The following is an 18,433-nucleotide window of genomic DNA, read 5'->3' on the forward strand; positions in this document are numbered from 1 at the left end:
GCACCGGCGCTATCCAGTTGATAGGAGTGCAGGGCGGCGACTCCTGGGGGAACAGCGCAGCGTGAAGACCCCGCAGGAGCGAAGCGACGAGGAGGCTGAGGGCAAGCCCCCCGGAAAGCGTCCGCCCGGAACGGAAATCAACGTTGTTTCAATCCACTTTAAATGACTTGTTTACTCAAAAGGGTTGGAGATCTGTGATCTCCAACCCTTTTGTATACAGTCTGAACCACCGCAATTTTCATTGCAGTGGTATACTTTCTCTTTTACCGGATGCCGTGAGCGACCATGGCATTGGCCACTTTCAGGAAGCCTGCTATGTTGGCACCCATGACAAAGTTGCCTGGATCGCCGTATTCCTTCGCGGCTTCCTTGCAGCTCGCGTAAATATTCCGCATGACCACTTTCAGCCGGTCATCCACTTCTTCTGCCGTCCATCCAAGACGCATGCTGTTCTGTGACATTTCCATAGCTGATACAGCGACGCCCCCCGCGTTCGCCGCTTTAGCGGGAGCAAACAAGATGTCATTCTCAAGAAAGATGTTGATCGCTTCTATTGTGCACGGCATATTGGCGCCTTCCCCGATCGCTTTCACCCCGTTTGCAATCAGAAGATGTGCGGACACTTCATCGATTTCATTCTGCGTGGCGCAAGGAAGGGCGACATCGCATGGAATGGACCAGATCGCCGAACAGTCCTTATGATACTCGGCGCCGGGATGCTCTTTCACATACTCGGAAATCCGCTTCTTCTCCTCTTCTTTCAGCCGCTTGACTGTCTTCAGATCAATGCCTTCCTCATCATAGATGTAGCCGTCCGAGTCGCTGCATGCGACGACTCGTGCGCCCAGCTGCTGCGCCTTCTCCATCGCGTATGTCGAAACGTTGCCGGACCCCGATACGACGACCTTCATGCCTTCGAACGACATGCCGTGCTCACGCAGCATCTCTTCCACAAAATAGACGGTGCCGTACCCTGTCGCCTCTTTCCTGCCGAGGCTCCCGCCATGGTCTGGATCCTTCCCGGTAAGGACGCCTGCCTCATAGCCGCCCTTCAGCCGGTTGTACTGCCCGAACATATAACCGATTTCCCGCTTGCCGACTCCGATGTCACCGGCAGGCACATCGATATCAGGTCCAATATGTTTTGCCAGTTCAGTCATGAAGCTTTGCGTGAAACGCATGATTTCCCTGTCTGATTTCCCTTTCGGATCGAAATCCGCGCCTCCCTTGCCTGCCCCGATCGGCTGGCCGGTCAGCGCATTCTTGAAAATCTGCTCGAACGCGAGGAACTTCATGATGCTGCTGTTGACGGACGGGTGAAACCGGATGCCGCCTTTATACGGCCCCAGGTCGCTGTTGAACTGCACGCGGAATCCCCGGTTCACCTGGACCTTTCCCTTATCATCCTCCCAGGCGACGCGAAAAGAGACAATCCGCTCCGGTTCAGTAATCCGTTCCAGAATGCCGTTTTCAATATACTCCGGATGCTTTCTGAACACCGGCCGCAAAGAGTCGAATATTTCCCTCGTCGCCTGAAGGAATTCTGTCTCGGCTGGATTCCGCCTTTTTACAAGTTCATATACTTCGTGCACATAGTCATTCGCACGGTTCCGATTATCCTGTTCTGCATGAATTCTAGCCATAAGCTCATCCCTTTCTGTTAGGTCATCGAAGAACAAAAAAGTATGTCCTCTGTCATAGATTGGGAATGTACCGCAGTAGATTCTCCGTTTTCATTATTATTACTGAATCTTTCAATATACACAACTATTTTATCAGGAAAATGAATACAATGAAGTTCGGATATGAATAATCCATGTACATCGCATTTCTTCAGGAGCAATATATTCCATTTACAATTTGCAAAAACAGGAGTAGTATGGCCCAGTCAATTGTATATGGGAGAAAAACGAAGAGAAAGAGGAGATGCATTATGAGAATCCACAAGCTGCTGCGTACTGTCATCGGAGCGAATCTGATGATCATCCTGACCTTTGCATTCCTTCCAGCTCTGCTCATCAACCCTGATATCGACGTATTTCAAACGGTGCTGAATTATATAGCCAAAGAATGAAAAAAGGGGAACCTTCAGCTGTTTATAGCCGGATGGTTCCCCTTGTCTTTATCGTCGCCGAATCGTGAAGTTGTCTGTGAGAAGCAGCCAGTTTTGCGGAAACGACAATCCCAGTTTCCAATACATCATGCCTCGCAAGTTGAATTCTTTGACGAGGTCGAATTTGGCTTGGATGCTGCGAGCGTCCTCAAACCAGACGACGTGCTCCACTCCATTTTCATAATACGTATAATGCGGCGCCTGCGCAGTGTAGTCGTATTCGATGGCGGCATTCATCCGAATCGCCTGGAGCAGCGCCTGCTGAGGACTCAGCGCCCTCGCTGCAACTCCGCTCTGCGGCGGAAACGGGGCGGCCCAGTCATACCCATACAAGTTCTGGCCTAGGAAGATCTTTTCGGACGGTATTTTGCTCACTGCATATTCCACGATCCCCCTGACTTGCGGCAGTGGGCTGACGGCCTGAGGATCGCTGTAGGAATATCCCCACTCATACGTCATCAGAGTGACAAAATCACAGATCTCGCCAATTGTCTTATAATCGAATGCGCCGTACAGTCCTGTCCGGCTTTCACTGCCTTTCGGAGGCAGTGCCGCTGATAGTCCGAGACCCGCAGCCTTGAAACGGACGCGGGCGCTTCTCAGAAAATCGTTATATAATTCCCGGTCGGCAGGCTTCAGAAATTCGAAATCGAAATGGACATCCAAATACCCGACCCGCTTCGCGACTTGGACAATATTTTCAAACAGGCGGCTCTGGACCTTCTTATCCGTGAATAAAACGTTTGCCAGATCTCCGCTGAATGCATAGTTTTCCAGATTGCTGACGACAAGCGCATTCACTGTTCCATTAGCTGCTGCCAATTTCGGCAAATCATCAATCGGCGGTTCTTTCAACGTGCCGTTGCGCTGCGCTTCATAGCTGAACATTGCCAAATAAGTCAGCTGCGGCGAACGCCGCCTCACTTCCTCGATCAGCACGTCGCTGATGGGCTGTCTTGGTTCAACATAAGCGAGCGTGTCAATCAGTCTTTTCTGTTTCGGCGGGATATACAGGCGCTGTCCGATCTGCAGTATACCTGACTGCGAGATTCCATTTATCCTTGCGAGCTCCGCTACAGAGAGTCCATACATTCGCGAAATCATGTACAGCGACTGGCCCGGCTGAACATAGTGATATCTCCCTGTAATGGGGATCACCAATGCTTGGCCGACCGCAAGCCGCGCAGGATCCGGCAATTCATTCGCCGTGGCTATTGTTTCATACGATACTCCATATGCCTGCCCGATCCCATACAAGCTTTGTCCTTTTTGTACTACGTGGATTTGCAAGTCCATCATCCGCCTTCCGCTATACTATACAAGCTCTCGTATAATCTATTTTCGAAGGATGATTTTTATGACTGCGCTCGCCGGCTTTCTCGCGTATAGTTCCCTTTTGCTTCACCATACTATATTTGATTGACCACAAACAAAAGGAGGACTTGTACATGACCCAAAATCCATTCGGTCAGACGCATGAGAATATGCAAACCGGCCCTGTTCCTCAGAAGATGAACCATGGCGGCCATGAGATGTTCGATGTCCATGAAGTACTAAGTGCCGCAATTGGCGCAATGAACCAATCCGTTATCTTGCGGCCTCACGTAAAAGATCCTGAGCTTCTTGATATTCTGGATCGCCAGCTCCGCTTTATGCAGGATGAATACAATATTACACTGCAAGCTTTCAAAACAGGACAGGACCCATCCCATCCGACTGGAAGCTATAAGATGAAAACTGGTAACGACTTTGTTTACGGCATGAAGCCGTCCCAGCCGAAGAAGCCTATGCAATCTGCAAATGAGCTGAATGATGAAGTCATTTCAGGCTTCTTGCTTGGGGCGACTAAAGAAGCTGCTTCCCATAAAGCGATGGCTGCCCTGGAGACGACAAACCCTGTCGTTCGCAGAATCCTTGCCGACTCTGTCCCGAATTGCATTGAAATGGCTTACGAGCTTTCCATTTATCAGAATAAACACCACTTCTACCAGGTTCCACAGCTGACTCAGCAGGATATGCAGGCCATCATGGGTGCATATGCTCCTGCTCAGGCGCAGATGGGCCAAATGGGACAAAATCAGAACTTGCAATAACAACATGAAAAGCAAACGTTCCGGTTGGACGTTTGCTTTTCTTTTCACTTTATTTTCCTGAAAAATTCCCTCGGCACTTCTGACTCGAAACGGATCCGTTCACCCGTCACAGGATGGATCAGCTCAATGGCGTTCGCATGGAGTCCGAGCCGCTTGATCGGGTTGACGGTAGAGCCATACTTTTTGTCTCCGACGATCGGATGGCCGATCTCTTCCATATGAACACGGATCTGGTTTTTGCGTCCCGTATCAAGTTTCAACTCCAGCAAGGTCGTATTATGGCCCCCGCGGAGCTTCCGGTAGTGCGTGATGGCGAGCTGCCCTCCGTTATCCACCGGAGAGGAATACATTTTGAATGTCTTCGTCTCTTTGAGCCAGGACTTGACCGTGCCTTCATCCTTCTTGACGTTCCCTTGCACGAGTGCAGTATACAAGCGCAGTTTCACAAGTTCGTTCCAGTTGTCTTGCAATTTCCGCTTCATCTCTTCACTCTTAGCGAACAGCAGCACGCCGGACGTACCCTGGTCGAGCCGGTGGACGACAAAGACCCTGTTTTTCGGATTCATCCCGCGGACATATTTTGCCACTTGGCTGAACGCAGTGACTTCAGACTTGTCTTTTGCAGCAACCGTCAGAAGACCCGCTTCTTTATCCACCGCAATCAAATCATCATCTTCATGGAGAATAGTGATCCCCTGCAGGCGGCTTTCCTCCTTTGCCGCCTTGTTCATGAGAATTTCCACTTGGTCTCCTGGCCGCAGCACATGGTCATGCCTGGTGACCGTGGTGCCGTTCACACTCACTTGTCCCCTGGACAGGATGGATTTCACAGAATTACGGCTTGTTTTCCCAAGTGCTTGCAGCAAGAATGGGAGCATTTCCGATTCCTCTTGTACATGATGAGCAGCCGAATGGCGTGAGGGCTGTTTTTGATCTTTACGCATAAGTGCCTCCTAGATCTTCTATGGTCAGTAACCGTTTATTGGCAATGGATATCAATCGTTTATTCTACCATAGCAGCTGCCCCATCACCAAACAAGTTAAAAAGGAATCCGCCGCGTTGGCGAATCCCTTCCTATGCAGACCGCTGATCTACATGCAGACTGCCGTCTTGCTGGATTTCCGCGTAAAACACTTGGTGTGCCTTCCCGATGCCCTGGCTCTTCAGCTGTTCGTTCAGCCACTGCTCGGTCAGACCGAGCTCCTGAAGGTTCTTTGTCTGGACTTTCCCGTCAGATATGATTTCAGTTGGAATGTATTTCGGGTCAGGTGCTGGCGCTTTCACATCTTTCTTCGTCGCCGGCCCTTGATCTGCTTTGACAAGAACGCTTAATTGTCCATTCGTCTCCAAGATGGCATAGTTTACGTCTTTGATGGAGAAGATTCCTTGTTCCCTGAGCATCATATTCAGATCGTTCAAATTCAAGCGTTCTTTCTTCATCGCCTGTTCATTCAGTTTTCCGTTATGCATGATGACGGTAGGTTCATCATCCAGTAAGACCCTGACTTTTTTCGACTTCAATGTCATCAGGTTCATGGCATAGGTCAAAACCGCCCATAAAGCCATTGCATAAATACCATTAATAAAAGGGGTCTCTGATTGCGCCGCGACTTCCCCTGCGATGGAGCCGATTGTGATTCCAGTTACGTAATGGAAAAACGTCAATTGGGAAATCTGTTTTTTTCCAAGGAATCTTGCAAGGATCAGCAGCACAATGAATGTGGATATGACACGGGCTGTCATCTCCCAAAACTCAAACTTAAAAAAACCATCACCCATTTGTGACACCTCCGTGTTAAGGAGTGTGCGCTGTCCAGGTGAAATTATGCGCTCCGGAGCTTACTTCCAATCAAACGGCGTTTCCTGGTACACATAATAATTCAGCCAATTGGAGAACAAAAGATGCGTATGGGAACGCCATGTATTGAGAGGGCGCCTGGTGGGATCATTGTCAGGGAAGTAATTAGCAGGCACTTCACTATCGAGCCCTTTTGCAAGATCCCGCTCATATTCCTCTGCCAGTGTCGTTGCATCGTATTCCAGGTGACCGGTGACCATGATATGCTTCTCATCTTTGGACAGGATGATGAACGCCCCCGCTTCATCCGAAACGGCCAGCAGTTCAAGGCCTGGATGGGATTTGATTTCGTCGATGGAAACGGATGTGTATCGCGAATGCGGTGCTCTGAACTCATCGTTGAAGCCCCTCGCAAGTGTGACGGTCGGATCGGTCAATGTATGATTGTAGACGCCGGAAAGCTTTCCGGGCAAGTCATGCTTGTCAATGCCATAATGGTGGTACAGCGCGGCCTGCGCTCCCCAGCAAATATGAAGGACGGATGTCACGTTCGTCTTTGACCAGTCCATGATCTGCTTCATTTCATCCCAGTATACGACTTCTTCGAAGGGCAGATGCTCAATCGGCGCGCCTGTGATGATCATCCCGTCAAATTTACGGTTTTTGATCTGATCGAATGTCGTATAGAATTCCTCCAGATGGCTTTTGCTCACATTCTTGGACTCGTACGATGCGGTATGCAGAAACGAAATGTTCACCTGGAGTGGCGTATTGCCAAGAAGCCGGAGCAGCTGCAGTTCCGTCCGTTCCTTCTCGGGCATCAAGTTCAAGATGATAATGCTGAGCGGCCGGATATCCTGCGTGGTCGCCCGTTCTTCATCCATGATGAAAATCTTTTCCTCTTTCAGCAATTCGCCTGCGGGCAGGCTTTTCGGTATATTGATTGGCATTGCCATTCCCCCTTCATCTCAATTAAAAAAGCCTCGTTCCGCTGGAGACAGGAACGAGGCATTGCTTCTATATCGCTCTTATCTCTCAAGATTCACATCTTGTTGGAAGTAGCACCTTCCTGCTTGCGCAGAGGTTGCTGAAGCGTCGTCGGGCCAAATCCCTCAGCTTCTCTTGATAAGGAACTATTCAATTTTCACTAGTATACCATGATGTTTCTAAAATGCATCTATTAATTTCCGGATGATTCGGTCTTTGCATATCCAGCAGCACTTGCAGTTTGCAAAAAGGCATATATACCTAGCATCGCCTAGACAAAACACTTATTTTTTGCAATAATTAGAGTGAAGCATGAATTATTGATATATTTTAGCTTTTGAGAATCCGAGACCGAGTATTTCAGAAGCATTCAAGAATATGACGAAGGAGGTCGGTTCGGCAGTCTGCAGAACCTTCTTCAAATAAACCGCCTCCGCTTGTTCCACTACGCAGAAGATCATCGTTTTATCATGATCGGAAAACCCGCCCGTCGATTTCACTTTTGTAAGACCCCGGTCGATCTCGTCGCGGATGATCGCCTGCACTTGCTGCTCATGCTCCGTGATGATGAGGACCAGCTTTGTCGGAGAAACTTGCAGCTGGACAAAGTCGATTACCTTGCTTGTCACGTAGATGGACATGAGGGCATACAGGGCAAGTTCAAAGTTGAAAACGAATGCGGACGTCACGACGACAATCCCATCGACGATCAGCTGGGAAAAGCCGCTCGAGATGCCAGTATACTTTTTGAGCAGCTGGGCGATCAGCGCAGTGCCGCCGGTGGAGCCGTTTCCGCGGTAGACGATGCCAAGCCCGATGCCAAGCATAATCCCCCCGTAAATCGCGCTCAGCATCGGATTATGAAGCGTCAGATGCATATCGTGCGTCAGCCAGATGACGAACGGTACAGCGAACGTGCCGACGATTGTCTTCAGGCTGAACTCTTTGCCGCCAAGCACAAAACCAAGGACAATCAGCGGAATATTGATAATCCACTGCGTATATGCCGGCTGATAGCCGAACATTTCATAGACGATTGTGCTGATTCCCGAAACTCCGCCCGCCGCTATCCTTGCAGGAAGAAGAAATAAGTTAAAGGCCAAGCCGACAAGCGCAGCGCCTAAGATGATTTGCGCATAGTCGAGTGCCGTAGTTTTACGTATACCATTTGCCATGACGATTGCTCCTTTCCTTTTATAACCCTACTCATTTTACCAGAAATAGTCCGGTTGCAAAGTTTTAAAAGAAGGAGAAAAGGAATAGTAGCAAATAAGGAAATAGAAGCAGAGTATACTAATCATTTTGGAAAATATGAAATCCGCTAGCAGAGTAGCAATAACTGGTGGAATTGCATATCAAAAGGAGGAAATATGCATGCGCAGTTTAGGCATTGTCAGGAAAGTGGATCATCTGGGACGTATCGTCATTCCGAAAGAGTTGAGGAATACCCTTCAGTTGGACAAAGGCTCGCCTCTTGAAATTTTTGTGGATGACGACATGATCATCTTGCGGAAATACGTAGTCGATGAGGCGTGTGTTGTTACCGGTGTCATTTCCCCTGAGAACCGGCGGCTATCCAATGGAATGTACATCAGTCCGAAAGGGGCCGAGATTCTCCTCGAGGAAATCAAAGAAAATAGCGATCTCGATGTAGATTGAATGATCAAGGCCGTCTTCCTGTGGAAAACGGTCTTTTTTATGAGCGTATGATATAGTCAAAGTAACGATCTACCCTTAAAACCGGAAGGAGTCTGACAGATGAACATTTTTGCACACCGGGGAGCATCAGGAACATTCCCTGAGAACACACTTGCAGCCTTTCAGGAAGCGGCCCGTCTCCCTGTACACGGCATCGAATTTGACGTACATATGACGAAGGATGGTGAACTTGCCATCATCCATGACGAAACGATCGACAGGACGTCAAACGGGAAAGGGTTCGTCAAGGATATGACACTCGAGGAGCTGCGCCAATATGATTTCGGCAGCTGGTTCTCCAAGGACTTCGAAGGGCAGCAGATCCCGACGCTCGGGGACGTGTTCAACGTATTCAAAGATACTGGACATATTTTAAATATCGAACTGAAGTCAGACATCTTCCCGTATGAAGGGATGGTCGAAAAAGTGTTGGAGCTCATCCATGCCTATCACTTCGAAGACCGGGTGATCCTGTCATCATTCGACCACAGTGCCATCCAAAAGGCGAAGGAACTCGCGCCGCAGATTGAGACTGGTGCGTTGACGATGGAAGTCCTAGTCCGCCCGCTCGCTTATTTACGCTCGATTCCTGCTGATAGCTATCATGTTCTGTTCCCAACCGCAATCCGCCCCTCGTTCGAAGAGGTTTTCGCAGCCGGCATCCCGGTCCGAACCTTTACGGTGAACGACACGGAGTACGCCCATATGCTGAAAAAAGCCGGCGTCCAGGCGATCTTCACGGATTATCCCGAGCGGATGCATGATGAATTGAATGAATAAGCAAAAAAGGAAAGCTCCTTTCAGGAGAAGGGCACCGAAAAGTACCCAAGTTGCTTTTTAGCTCGGCATGAAACGATTTACTGGTCCTGCCGGGCTTTTCCGTTTGGCGCCGTGGATTTCCGTTCCGGGCGGACGTTTTCCGTCAATCTGAAACCGCGCCTCTAGCTCCTTTACGGAAAAAGTGCAGTGAAGAGAGGAAGAAAAAGGCGATTTCTGATCAAAACTGAACAGAAATTGCCTTTTTTGATTGTACAGAGACCCTTTGAAATTCGAGACATTTTTTTCACGAGAAGAGGTCCTTTTCATTTAAGCAGAAAGGCTATTCAAAAATTCCTCAATCTGCTCCCGTGTCTTCCGGTCTTTGCTGACAAAGCGGCCGGTTTCCTTGCCTTGATTGAACGCGAGGAAACTTGGGATTCCGTAGATGTCATTTTCCTGGCATATTTCGATAAAGTCGTCGCGGTCTACATAGATGAATGTGTATTCGGGATAATCCGCTTCGATGCCGGGAAGGATCGGTTCGATGATGCGGCAATCAGGACACCAGTCCGCCGAAAATAAGAAGACGACCCGTTCCTCATTGCGCAGCTGCTCGAATTGTTCCTTCGATTGCAGTTTTTCCATGTCTGTCACTCCAGTCTGAATCTAGGTAGTTTCTCTACGTCAGTATAGCACGGCGGGAAGCGAGTTCCATCCCGCATGCTTCTATAGCATCGTGCCAAACCAGAGGCCGAGCGTTGTGCCTATATAGTTTCCGATGATGTACCCGATTGTTCCAACAACGAGAATCGGCCCGATCAGGTTCTTCCATCCTTTAGCGATTGCCATGGCAGCCGCGGTTGTCGTTCCTCCGATATTGGCATTGCTGACGAGCAGAATATCTTCCAGATCTCCCCTTTCTCGAAATCTTCTAACTTGCTAGCTTAATCATAGCATATTCATATATCTATTCCAGCCATCGAACAAACCGCTTTTCCGGCTTCATGATTCATTCCACTCTGGGCACACTACAAGGAGCAAAGGAGGATTGCGTCATGCGCCGAATGGCTGTTGCCTTCACTTTCATCTTTTTTCTATCGTTCAGCACAGCGGTCCTGTCAGAGGAGACGGAGACGCTTCCGAATGAACGGATGGAGTTCTATTTACGGTTCAGCGATGACCTCGTTCCCTGGTATCATCTTGCCGCCATTGATCAATATGAGCGGAATATCCGGCAGGTGCGCCAAGACTTGCCGAAGGTTGATGGACCCATTTCGATCCTCCACCCGCCTGAACTGTGGGCAGGCGCGGTAAACCCTGACCTGGAAGATGTCTCGCCATTTTCAATCGGCTACTTCGGAGGACATGGCGAAGACGGTGATCTTGACGGGATTGCAGACCGCAATAATCCGGCAGATGTTCTTGCAACTATCCATAAACACTTATTGAAATACGGTCCGGCGGAGGACGGATTCCGGACTGCTCTTGAAGACTTCTATGGAAAAGAGGAGACCGTCAAGCAGGTGATGGCGATCGCGAAATTGTTTTCTCATTTTGAGACGATCGACCTTGATGAGCACCGCTTCCCGATCCCTAAAGAATACAATTACACGTATAAAGGGACATGGGGCGCAAAGCGCGGGTGGGGCGGCAGACGAATCCATGAAGGCACTGATATTTTTGCGGGCTATGGCGTTCCTGTCCGTGCAACTTCGTATGGCGTCATCGAAGTGATGGGCTGGAACGAGTACGGCGGCTGGCGCGTCGGCATCCGCGACAATCATAATACGTATCACTATTTTGCCCATCTTGCGTATTTCAATAAGGATATTTCGGAAGGCGATGTCGTTGAGCCTGGCACCGTCATCGGCTTTGTAGGCAGTTCGGGGTACGGAAAGGAAGGCACCTCGGGCAAGTTCCCGCCGCATCTGCATTACGGCATGTATAAGTACAATGGCCGGACGGAATGGTCCTTCGATCCCTACCCATCCCTCCGTACTTGGGAAAACCAAAAATAAGCCTGGCATACTGGATGCCAGGCTCTTCTCTTATCAATCGACTTGCAATGTCTTGAATAGGAAGGAATAGATATCCGTCTGTTCCTCGATGATTTTCACGGTCGGCTTCCCGAGGCCGTGCCCTGCGTTCTTTTCAATCCGCAGCAAGATCGGATTGTCGCCCGCCTGTGCCGCCTGTAACGTTGCCGCGAATTTTTTCGCGTGAAGCGGAACGACCCGATCGTCCGTATCCGCCGTCGTGATCAAGGTCGGCGGGTAGCTCGTGCCTTCCTTCACATTATGGAGCGGTGAGTAGGCGTACATATACTTGAACTGCTCAGCGCTCTCCTCTGCGTTTCCGAAATCTGTGACCCAATACCTGCCGACAGTAAACTTATGATAACGAAGCATATCAATGACCGGCACTTGGCAGACAGCCGCCCCGTACAGATCCGGACGCTGGGTGATGCACGCACCGACCAGAAGCCCGCCGTTGCTGCCGCCCATGATGGACAGCTTCTGGCTGCTCGTATACTTCTCCTTTAACAGCCATTCCGCTGCTGCGATGAAGTCATCGAAGACATTCTGTTTCCGCTCAAGCGTCCCTGCGTTATACCAATCGTCCCCGAATTCACCGCCGCCCCGCAAGTTTGCGACTGCATAGATGCCGCCCTCTTCGAGCCATAGATGGACCGCTGGTGAGAAGGTCGGCGTAAGACTTACATTGAATCCGCCATAGCCATACAGCAAAACCGGATTGGCACCATTTTTCTCGATCCCTTTCTTATGGGTGAGGAACATCGGAATCTCGGTCCCGTCCTTTGACGGATAAAAGACCTGGACTGTTTCATAACCCGCTGAACTGAACTGGTCGGATTGAAACACCGTACTGAGGTCACCTTTTTCAATGTCATAGCGCACGACGGATAGCGGTGCGAGATATGATGTATAGCCGATGAACATTTCTGGGCTTTTCCGCTTGCCCGAGATGCCTGCGATTGTCACGAAATCCGGCAGCGGCACATCCGCCTGATGCTCTCCTTCAAGACTATGGATTTTCAGCTGATAGTGCGCGTTATGCAGATGGCAGACAGCGAACCGGTTGCCGATGATGGACGCGAACGCCAATACATCTTCCTGCTCTGGGATGATATCTTTCCAGTTGCCGCGCTTCGGGTTGTCGATATCGATCGCTATGACCCGCTCTTTCGGTGCATCAGCGTTCGTCACAAAGTAAAAGAGCGTCCCGTCATTTCCGACAAAGTCATAACGGGCATCATCATCCGCAAGAAGCTTGATGAATTCTCCATCCGTCCCTGCCTCTTTGTAATAGATCCGGCTTTTATTCTCCGTGCCTTTCCAGACAGACAGGATCAGGTATTTGTAGTCATCCGACAATATCGGATTGAATGACAGCCCTTTGTTCGCTGGATCCTCATAAATGAGCTTGTCGTCCTCTTGCGGCGTGCCGACCGTGTGCCAGTACACTTTGTTATAATTGCTTTCATCTTCGGCAGAAACGGTGCCCGGCTCAGGGAAACGGTTATAATAGAAGCCCGTCCCTTCTTCGTTCCAGGCGATGCTGCTGAACTTGCACCATTTGATCAGATCGGATTCATCTTCGTTTGTTTCAAGATTCCGGATCCGGATCTCCTGCCAGTCGCTGCCGTTGAAAGAAACCCCGTACGCCAGGCGCTTCCCATCTTTCGTAAAGGCGAGGTTCGTAAGTGCGGCTGTCCCTTCCTCATTCATCGTGTTCGGATCGAGCACAAGCTCCTTATCACCTGACGCCAGATCCTTCGTCCGGTAGAACACGGACTGGTTTTGCAGGCCGTCGTTCTTTTGATAATAGGTATAGTCCCCTTCTTTTCGCGGAACAGAATACTTTGGAAAGTCCCATAGTCCAGTCAGTCTTTCCTTGACCTCTTCCCGTTTAGGATAGGTCTCCAGGAATCTTGCCGTCAATGCGTTCTGTGCATCTCCCCATTGCTTGACTTCCGCATCATCCGCATCTTCCAGCCAGCGATAGGGATCTTCGACCAGCGTCCCGTGATAATCCGTTACGACATGTTCTTTCTTCGTTTCCACGGCTGTTTTCATTGCCATTCCCCCTGTCTAGTTATCTTTGTCAGTTTACCATCTGTTCTGATAGTTCGCACGATAAAGTGCTTATGCAGCAATAAAAAAAACAGCTGGAAAATTCCAGCTGTCACCCTTGTGCGTGGTGGATCGGCGGCGGGATGATCCAGCCCTTCTCCTTGTTCATGCGAAGCAGTTTCTTGCCGAACATCATCTTATTAGTGATGAACTTGCCGAACATCACAGCGATATCTTCACGCAAGCATTGGCCCATCACTTGGCTGCAAGATACCATGCCTTGGCCGACGTTGATCGAGACAGCTGCAGATATTTCCGGATCCATGAAACGTGCTCCGACCGGAATATCATCGGAACTGGCGACAGCGCGCTCCGGCAATGTCGGCGGCGGCGTGATGCCGTTTTCCTTCAGTACTCCCTCGATCTCTTTGTTCTCTTCCTTCATCGTGTCAACTGCTTCTTTTAGCAGCGCTTTCAAGTCTTCATCACCTGCATGATTGATGAATGCTTCATATGCACTGATCAGCCCTTTGTTCGCTCCGACATACGCCCAGCAGCCTGTGATTTCGCCATAATGCATCGGCTCGTCTTTTGGATTACCGCTTAGAATTCCCATTCGTCTCTCCTCTTTCCATTTTCATTTTCCGGGTTTCCATTTTAGCTTGTCTCAATGAATAGAAATTATTCGTCCAGCCGGTGAAAAATTGTTGACAGGGAGTTTTGTTTTGTTATCATTGTACCTAATTTAATTTTCTGCTTAATGAGGAGACAGGCGCCATAATACTGCTCGCCTGCCGATATCCTGCAGGCGATCGGTGTCTTGGACCTCGCTCTTATGAAACTCGGGAAATCGATTCAGCTGGGAACCGGCGTCGCAGCAGCCCAGAAAGTCTATTTGAATGAAGGATGACCCGCGCAGTCATTTCACATACTACGCTCAGAGAAGAAATCCTTTTGAAAATGAAAAAACGAGCCATACCGGCTCGTTTTCTCATTAGACAGTCTGCTGGTCCGCCTGCTCTAAAATGGCAAACAGGCCGGTGAGATCCTGTATTTCATAAGTCGGCTGCACGTCACGTGGAGCCTGCTTCCCTTCGCGGTTCAGCCAGGCAGATCGGATTCCGGCGCGGGAAGCCCCAAGTATGTCCGTCATGCAATTGTCGCCGACCATGAGTGCTTCCTCCCCAGGGATGCCCATTGCTTCAAGCGCATGGCGGAATATGCCTTCGTCCGGTTTTCCTTTGCCGTACGCGCCCGAGATGATGACACCATCAAAATAAGGCGCCAGCTCAGGAGTCAAAGACAATTTCTCCATTTGCAAAGACGGTGCTCCGTTTGTCAGAAGCGCTAGCCGGAAACCGTCTTTTTGGAGGCGTCCGAGCACATCGAACGTCTCCTCATAGACAAACGGGCATGCCTTGCGCTCATCTCGGAAACGTACCGCAAGTTCCGCTCCAAGCATGCGGTCCGCGATGCCTGTTTCCCGCAATCCGTCCGTCCATGCATCCCGCTGGTATATAGGAGCGAGTTCCTTCATCTTTCCAAACTCGTCTCCCGGATCGTCAAAGCGCCCCCACAGCCCCTCGAACGGATTAATGCCGATCATCTTGGTGAATTCATATGTATCGTAGGACTCATACAGCCTTCTTGCCGAGCTGCGGACCGATTTCTCGAGCTGCACGGCGTCCACTTTCGCTTTTGACGCAGCATACGCACATGTTTTCCGAAAAGCGGTGTCGATGCTTTTCCGGTCCCACAGCAATGTATCATCCAAATCGAACAGAATTCCTCGTATCATTTGCATCACCCCTATTTTCAGACTAGTATACAGGAAAAACGCTCTAAGCGGAGCAAATAGGAGGTCAACTATGGATCGGCATTATTTCATCGGCATCAAAGCCCCCGCCTCCATCTGCGGACAGGTGGAAACATTCCGCGAGCGTCTCCAGCTTGCGGACACATACAAAGTCCTTCCCCATATGGAAGATTTGCATATTACGCTGTTCTTCATTGGCGCCATGCCGGAAGAAAAGCTCGGTCCCTTGTCAAAGGCACTAAGCGAGACCGCCTCTTCACATAAGGGGTTCCATCTTGAGTTCAGCCACCTTTCATTTTTCGGCTCGCCGAAAGGGCCGCGCGTCGTCTACATCGGCACGGAGAAATCGGACCCTCTTGCCTCTTTGCAGCGCGACGTCCATGGCGCTGCAGCTTCTTTGACAGGAAAGCAGGAATCGAACCGTTTCACGCCCCATATGACGATAGCCAAAAAGAGGAAGAGCGATTACGGCATCGTCATAGAAAAAGAGAATTTTACGCCGATCGGCTTTGACGTGGCAGGGTTCTCCCTCTTCGCCATCCACCCGGAGCGCACGCCAAAATACGAGCAGGCCGCCTATTTTACATTGCAATGAAAAGGACAGGGGCACGCACGCGCGCCTCTGTCCTTCTATGACTTGTCCATGCCGAGCCAGCCTTTATACTTGAACCAGATTAGCAATGCCAGCGCGATCAGCCCCATGATGATGAGGATGGCAGGATATGCATAATGGTAATGAAGCTCCGGCATATAATCGAAGTTCATGCCATAGACGCCTGCGATGAACGTCAGCGGGATGAACACCGTCGAAACGATCGTCAGCGTCATCATGATGCTGTTCATCCGGTCCGAATTGATCGACATCTGGCTGTCGCGTATATCCGCCGTCAATTCCCTGTTCGCATCTACCATCTCCACTAAGCGGAGCAGATGGTCGTAAATATCCGAGAAATACGCCTGCTCATGCGCTGTCAGATCGAGCCTTTCCGAATCGAGCATGCGGTATAGCAGTTCGCGCATCGGAAATATGGTGCGGCGCAGCCGCAGCAGATCCCGCCTCACTTCGAATATATAATCCATTGACAAATGGACATTTTGCGGCGATAGCTGATCGTCGATTTCATCAAGATGATCTTCGATGTTATACAGGATCGGAAAGTACTGGTCGACCACCTTGTCGATCACTTCGTACGCTGCGTACATATATCCCCTGTCCCACTTCTTTTTATGATTGATGACGGATTCCCTTGCCTGGCTCAGTTCCTGCAATTGATTGAAATGGAACGTGACGATGAATCCGTCGCCAATGAACAGATTCAATTCCTCAGGCATGAGATCCTCCTGGCAGATTGAGTGGAGCACGAAGAACAAATAGTCGTCATACGCATCCATTTTAGGCCGCTGCAGGCGCCCGAGGCAGTCCTCGATGGCGAGAGGGTGAAAATTGAAATAGGTGCTTAAATAGTCGGCTTCGTGCTGGGTAGGCTGATCGAAATCGACCCAGTACCATGCCAGTTTGCGGTTTTTGATCTCCTCCAGCGTGAAATCATACACGAGGACGCCTTCTCTCGTTTCCCCCATCGTCCGGATCATTGCGTCGCCCCCTTTCCGCGTTCTTCTTATTATCACCTATACCCGCTGGCCGGCCGCTTCATACAAAGGAAAAGAAGCGCCAGCTATCTGCGCTTCTTAACTGAGGGAAGGATCCACGTACCCTTTGATGATATGGATGTGCCCGTCATCCTCCGTCGTCCTGATTTCCACATAATGCGTATGATACCCGCCGGGGAGCGGAATCGGGACGCTTGTATATGCTTCATACTGATGGATATGGCCATCCTCAAAGGTCGTATTTCCGCTCAAATAATGAACATGCCCCTGCTCCGTTTCAATTGGGACACTTGTCACGCCCGGATGCAGATGTGTATGTCCTTTCTGGCACGTCGTCGCTCCGCCGTGCGCATGGGTATGTCCATGGCTTGGCGTATGCTGGCCTGCCTGCTGCGGCATGCTGGCAGCTGCGGGAGCGGCCCAGCCATACGGATTCATCTGCGGCTGCGCAAAATCGGAAGATTGCTGGTATTGCATGCCGTTCCCATAGGGAGCCGTCTGCTGAAAGCCCGGGTCGTATGGATATGGGTGGCCGGCGCCGTCATACGGGTTTTGCAAGTACATTTCCTGCACGTTTGTCAGCCCCTTTCTTATCATTGCATCATATGTATATGACAGCCTAGAGGTGACGCGCATATTGTTTACAATTGTTCAAGGACGATTTGCAATATCAGTATGACGGTGACAACCCGCAAGAGCGGCTTCACGTAAGCAGGCTTCAGCTTTTCAGCGAGGCGCACGCCAAGCTGGGCACCGGTTACAGAACCGAGCATGAGCATAAGCGTCACCGGCCAGATGATCTTTCCCGCGGCGATATAGGTGACAGCTGCTCCGAAACAGCTAGAAAACGTAGCCAGCCGTACAAGGCCGACTGCCCTGATATACGAAATGCGTAAATATCCGAACAGATAGAACATCAATGTCCCCTGCCCCGGGCCGAACATCCCGTCGTAAATGCCGATGCTGTACAGGCCAGGGATGCTTGCTTTGCCTGGTTTGAGCTGTTGATCCCCTGTAAAATCCCCTTTTCCGAGAAACGATGTGATGAATGCGAAGGTCAGCAGGATGATGGCGCCTATGGTAAGCTGCCCCTCCGTCAGCCGGGTCGCGAGGAATCCGCCGCTCGCCCCTCCGAAAAGGCTGACCGGGATCATCCACCAGGATTCCCGAAAGGACACCTTCTTCTGTCTCAAGAGGACGAGAAAACTGGAGAAGGAACTGACCGTATTCGATACTTTATTTGCGCCGATTGCCGAGTGGATCGGCACCCCAAGCAGCAGCATCGCCGGCAGGCTGATCAATCCTCCTCCACCCGCCATCGTGCCGATCGTTGTCGCCGCCACGCCGATCAAAAATAGTCCGACATATTCCATGAGGAACACCCCCTCTGTCATTATCTCTAGTGTACTCCTTTGCGGTTTATAAGAAAATTAGATAGTTATTAACGTTTTACATAAGTAATA

At 50.2% G+C, this 18,433-nt stretch carries 19 protein-coding genes, 1 pseudogene and 1 riboswitch; of the genes and pseudogenes, 6 read left to right on the top strand and 14 right to left on the bottom strand.

The genetic code is table 11. The features are described 5' to 3' along the window. Window positions 1–263 precede the first annotated feature (263 nt). Window positions 264–1,643 (bottom strand): NADP-specific glutamate dehydrogenase, encoded by a 1,380-nt coding sequence (gene gdhA, locus ACZ5FK_RS05055; RefSeq protein WP_464806821.1) that lies wholly within the window; start codon window positions 1,641–1,643, stop codon window positions 264–266. Between the two features lie 290 nt (window positions 1,644–1,933). Here gdhA and ACZ5FK_RS05060 point away from each other — a divergent pair, with 290 nt between their 5' ends. Next, window positions 1,934–2,074, top strand: a complete 141-nt coding sequence (locus tag ACZ5FK_RS05060; RefSeq protein ID WP_464806822.1) for a hypothetical protein — start codon at window positions 1,934–1,936, stop codon at window positions 2,072–2,074. A gap of 48 nt (window positions 2,075–2,122) precedes the next feature. Here the strand turns inward: ACZ5FK_RS05060 and ACZ5FK_RS05065 are convergent, their stop codons facing one another. After that, window positions 2,123–3,403, bottom strand: coding sequence for a glycoside hydrolase family 18 protein (locus ACZ5FK_RS05065; protein WP_464807366.1), 1,281 nt, complete (start codon window positions 3,401–3,403; stop codon window positions 2,123–2,125). A 158-nt stretch (window positions 3,404–3,561) separates the two neighbouring features. On the opposite strand from ACZ5FK_RS05065, the gene ACZ5FK_RS05070 reads away from it, so the two are divergent. Then, window positions 3,562–4,206 carry a spore coat protein gene (locus ACZ5FK_RS05070; protein ID WP_464806823.1) on the top strand — a complete coding sequence of 215 codons (645 nt, stop codon included), beginning with the start codon at window positions 3,562–3,564 and terminating at the stop codon, window positions 4,204–4,206. A 44-nt stretch (window positions 4,207–4,250) separates the two neighbouring features. Here ACZ5FK_RS05070 and ACZ5FK_RS05075 read toward each other — a convergent pair whose 3' ends face one another. The 4 genes from ACZ5FK_RS05075 to ACZ5FK_RS05090 all read right to left on the bottom strand — a co-directional run bounded on the left by ACZ5FK_RS05075 (window position 4,251) and on the right by ACZ5FK_RS05090 (window position 8,167). Continuing rightward, window positions 4,251–5,150 carry an RluA family pseudouridine synthase gene (locus ACZ5FK_RS05075; RefSeq protein ID WP_464806824.1) on the bottom strand — a complete coding sequence of 300 codons (900 nt, stop codon included), beginning with the start codon at window positions 5,148–5,150 and terminating at the stop codon, window positions 4,251–4,253. 131 nt (window positions 5,151–5,281) lie between these two features. Continuing rightward, window positions 5,282–5,986, bottom strand: coding sequence for a YetF domain-containing protein (locus tag ACZ5FK_RS05080; protein WP_464806825.1), 705 nt, complete (start codon window positions 5,984–5,986; stop codon window positions 5,282–5,284). A 60-nt stretch (window positions 5,987–6,046) separates the two neighbouring features. Then, window positions 6,047–6,955, bottom strand: coding sequence for a homoserine O-acetyltransferase MetA (gene metA, locus ACZ5FK_RS05085; protein WP_464806826.1), 909 nt, complete (start codon window positions 6,953–6,955; stop codon window positions 6,047–6,049). A 75-nt stretch (window positions 6,956–7,030) separates the two neighbouring features. Next, a riboswitch (SAM riboswitch) is annotated at window positions 7,031–7,137 on the bottom strand. Between the two features lie 172 nt (window positions 7,138–7,309). Then, window positions 7,310–8,167 (bottom strand): YitT family protein, encoded by an 858-nt coding sequence (locus ACZ5FK_RS05090; RefSeq protein WP_464806827.1) that lies wholly within the window; start codon window positions 8,165–8,167, stop codon window positions 7,310–7,312. Between the two features lie 199 nt (window positions 8,168–8,366). On the opposite strand from ACZ5FK_RS05090, the gene ACZ5FK_RS05095 reads away from it, so the two are divergent. Further along, complete coding sequence (locus ACZ5FK_RS05095; RefSeq protein WP_464806828.1) at window positions 8,367–8,651, top strand: AbrB/MazE/SpoVT family DNA-binding domain-containing protein; 285 nt, start codon at window positions 8,367–8,369, stop codon at window positions 8,649–8,651. 99 nt (window positions 8,652–8,750) lie between these two features. Next, the gene (locus ACZ5FK_RS05100) at window positions 8,751–9,470 is read left to right on the top strand and encodes a glycerophosphodiester phosphodiesterase (RefSeq protein ID WP_464806829.1); all 720 of its coding nucleotides are present in this window, start codon (window positions 8,751–8,753) and stop codon (window positions 9,468–9,470) included. 306 nt (window positions 9,471–9,776) lie between these two features. On the opposite strand, the gene ACZ5FK_RS05105 is transcribed toward ACZ5FK_RS05100, so the two are convergent. Next, the gene (locus ACZ5FK_RS05105) at window positions 9,777–10,094 is read right to left on the bottom strand and encodes a thioredoxin family protein (protein ID WP_464806830.1); all 318 of its coding nucleotides are present in this window, start codon (window positions 10,092–10,094) and stop codon (window positions 9,777–9,779) included. A gap of 81 nt (window positions 10,095–10,175) precedes the next feature. Continuing rightward, window positions 10,176–10,361, bottom strand: a pseudogene (locus ACZ5FK_RS05110) (DUF819 family protein); the annotation flags it as partial. A gap of 143 nt (window positions 10,362–10,504) precedes the next feature. On the opposite strand from ACZ5FK_RS05110, the gene ACZ5FK_RS05115 reads away from it, so the two are divergent. Then, window positions 10,505–11,467 (top strand): M23 family metallopeptidase, encoded by a 963-nt coding sequence (locus ACZ5FK_RS05115; RefSeq protein ID WP_464806831.1) that lies wholly within the window; start codon window positions 10,505–10,507, stop codon window positions 11,465–11,467. A gap of 33 nt (window positions 11,468–11,500) precedes the next feature. Here the strand turns inward: ACZ5FK_RS05115 and ACZ5FK_RS05120 are convergent, their stop codons facing one another. The 3 genes from ACZ5FK_RS05120 to ACZ5FK_RS05130 all read right to left on the bottom strand — a co-directional run bounded on the left by ACZ5FK_RS05120 (window position 11,501) and on the right by ACZ5FK_RS05130 (window position 15,341). Continuing rightward, on the bottom strand, window positions 11,501–13,546 hold the full coding sequence (locus ACZ5FK_RS05120; protein WP_464806832.1) for a prolyl oligopeptidase family serine peptidase: 2,046 nt from the start codon (window positions 13,544–13,546) through the stop codon (window positions 11,501–11,503). A gap of 109 nt (window positions 13,547–13,655) precedes the next feature. Then, window positions 13,656–14,159 carry a DUF3231 family protein gene (locus ACZ5FK_RS05125; protein WP_464806833.1) on the bottom strand — a complete coding sequence of 168 codons (504 nt, stop codon included), beginning with the start codon at window positions 14,157–14,159 and terminating at the stop codon, window positions 13,656–13,658. A gap of 378 nt (window positions 14,160–14,537) precedes the next feature. Beyond that, window positions 14,538–15,341 carry an HAD family hydrolase gene (locus ACZ5FK_RS05130; protein WP_464806834.1) on the bottom strand — a complete coding sequence of 268 codons (804 nt, stop codon included), beginning with the start codon at window positions 15,339–15,341 and terminating at the stop codon, window positions 14,538–14,540. Between the two features lie 70 nt (window positions 15,342–15,411). Here ACZ5FK_RS05130 and thpR point away from each other — a divergent pair, with 70 nt between their 5' ends. Next, window positions 15,412–15,954 (top strand): RNA 2',3'-cyclic phosphodiesterase, encoded by a 543-nt coding sequence (thpR, locus tag ACZ5FK_RS05135; RefSeq protein ID WP_464806835.1) that lies wholly within the window; start codon window positions 15,412–15,414, stop codon window positions 15,952–15,954. Window positions 15,955–15,989: 35 nt separating this feature from the next. On the opposite strand, the gene corA is transcribed toward thpR, so the two are convergent. From corA to ACZ5FK_RS05150, 3 genes are all read right to left on the bottom strand, one after another. Further along, window positions 15,990–16,952 carry a magnesium/cobalt transporter CorA gene (gene corA / locus ACZ5FK_RS05140; RefSeq protein WP_464806836.1) on the bottom strand — a complete coding sequence of 321 codons (963 nt, stop codon included), beginning with the start codon at window positions 16,950–16,952 and terminating at the stop codon, window positions 15,990–15,992. A gap of 96 nt (window positions 16,953–17,048) precedes the next feature. Continuing rightward, window positions 17,049–17,534: a YmaF family protein gene (locus ACZ5FK_RS05145; RefSeq protein WP_464807367.1), complete on the bottom strand. Its 486-nt coding sequence runs from the start codon at window positions 17,532–17,534 to the stop codon at window positions 17,049–17,051. A 77-nt stretch (window positions 17,535–17,611) separates the two neighbouring features. Continuing rightward, window positions 17,612–18,343 (bottom strand): sulfite exporter TauE/SafE family protein, encoded by a 732-nt coding sequence (locus ACZ5FK_RS05150; RefSeq protein ID WP_464806837.1) that lies wholly within the window; start codon window positions 18,341–18,343, stop codon window positions 17,612–17,614. Window positions 18,344–18,433 lie beyond the last annotated feature (90 nt).

The sequence above is a fragment of the Sporosarcina sp. GTC18466 genome (assembly GCF_055389225.1).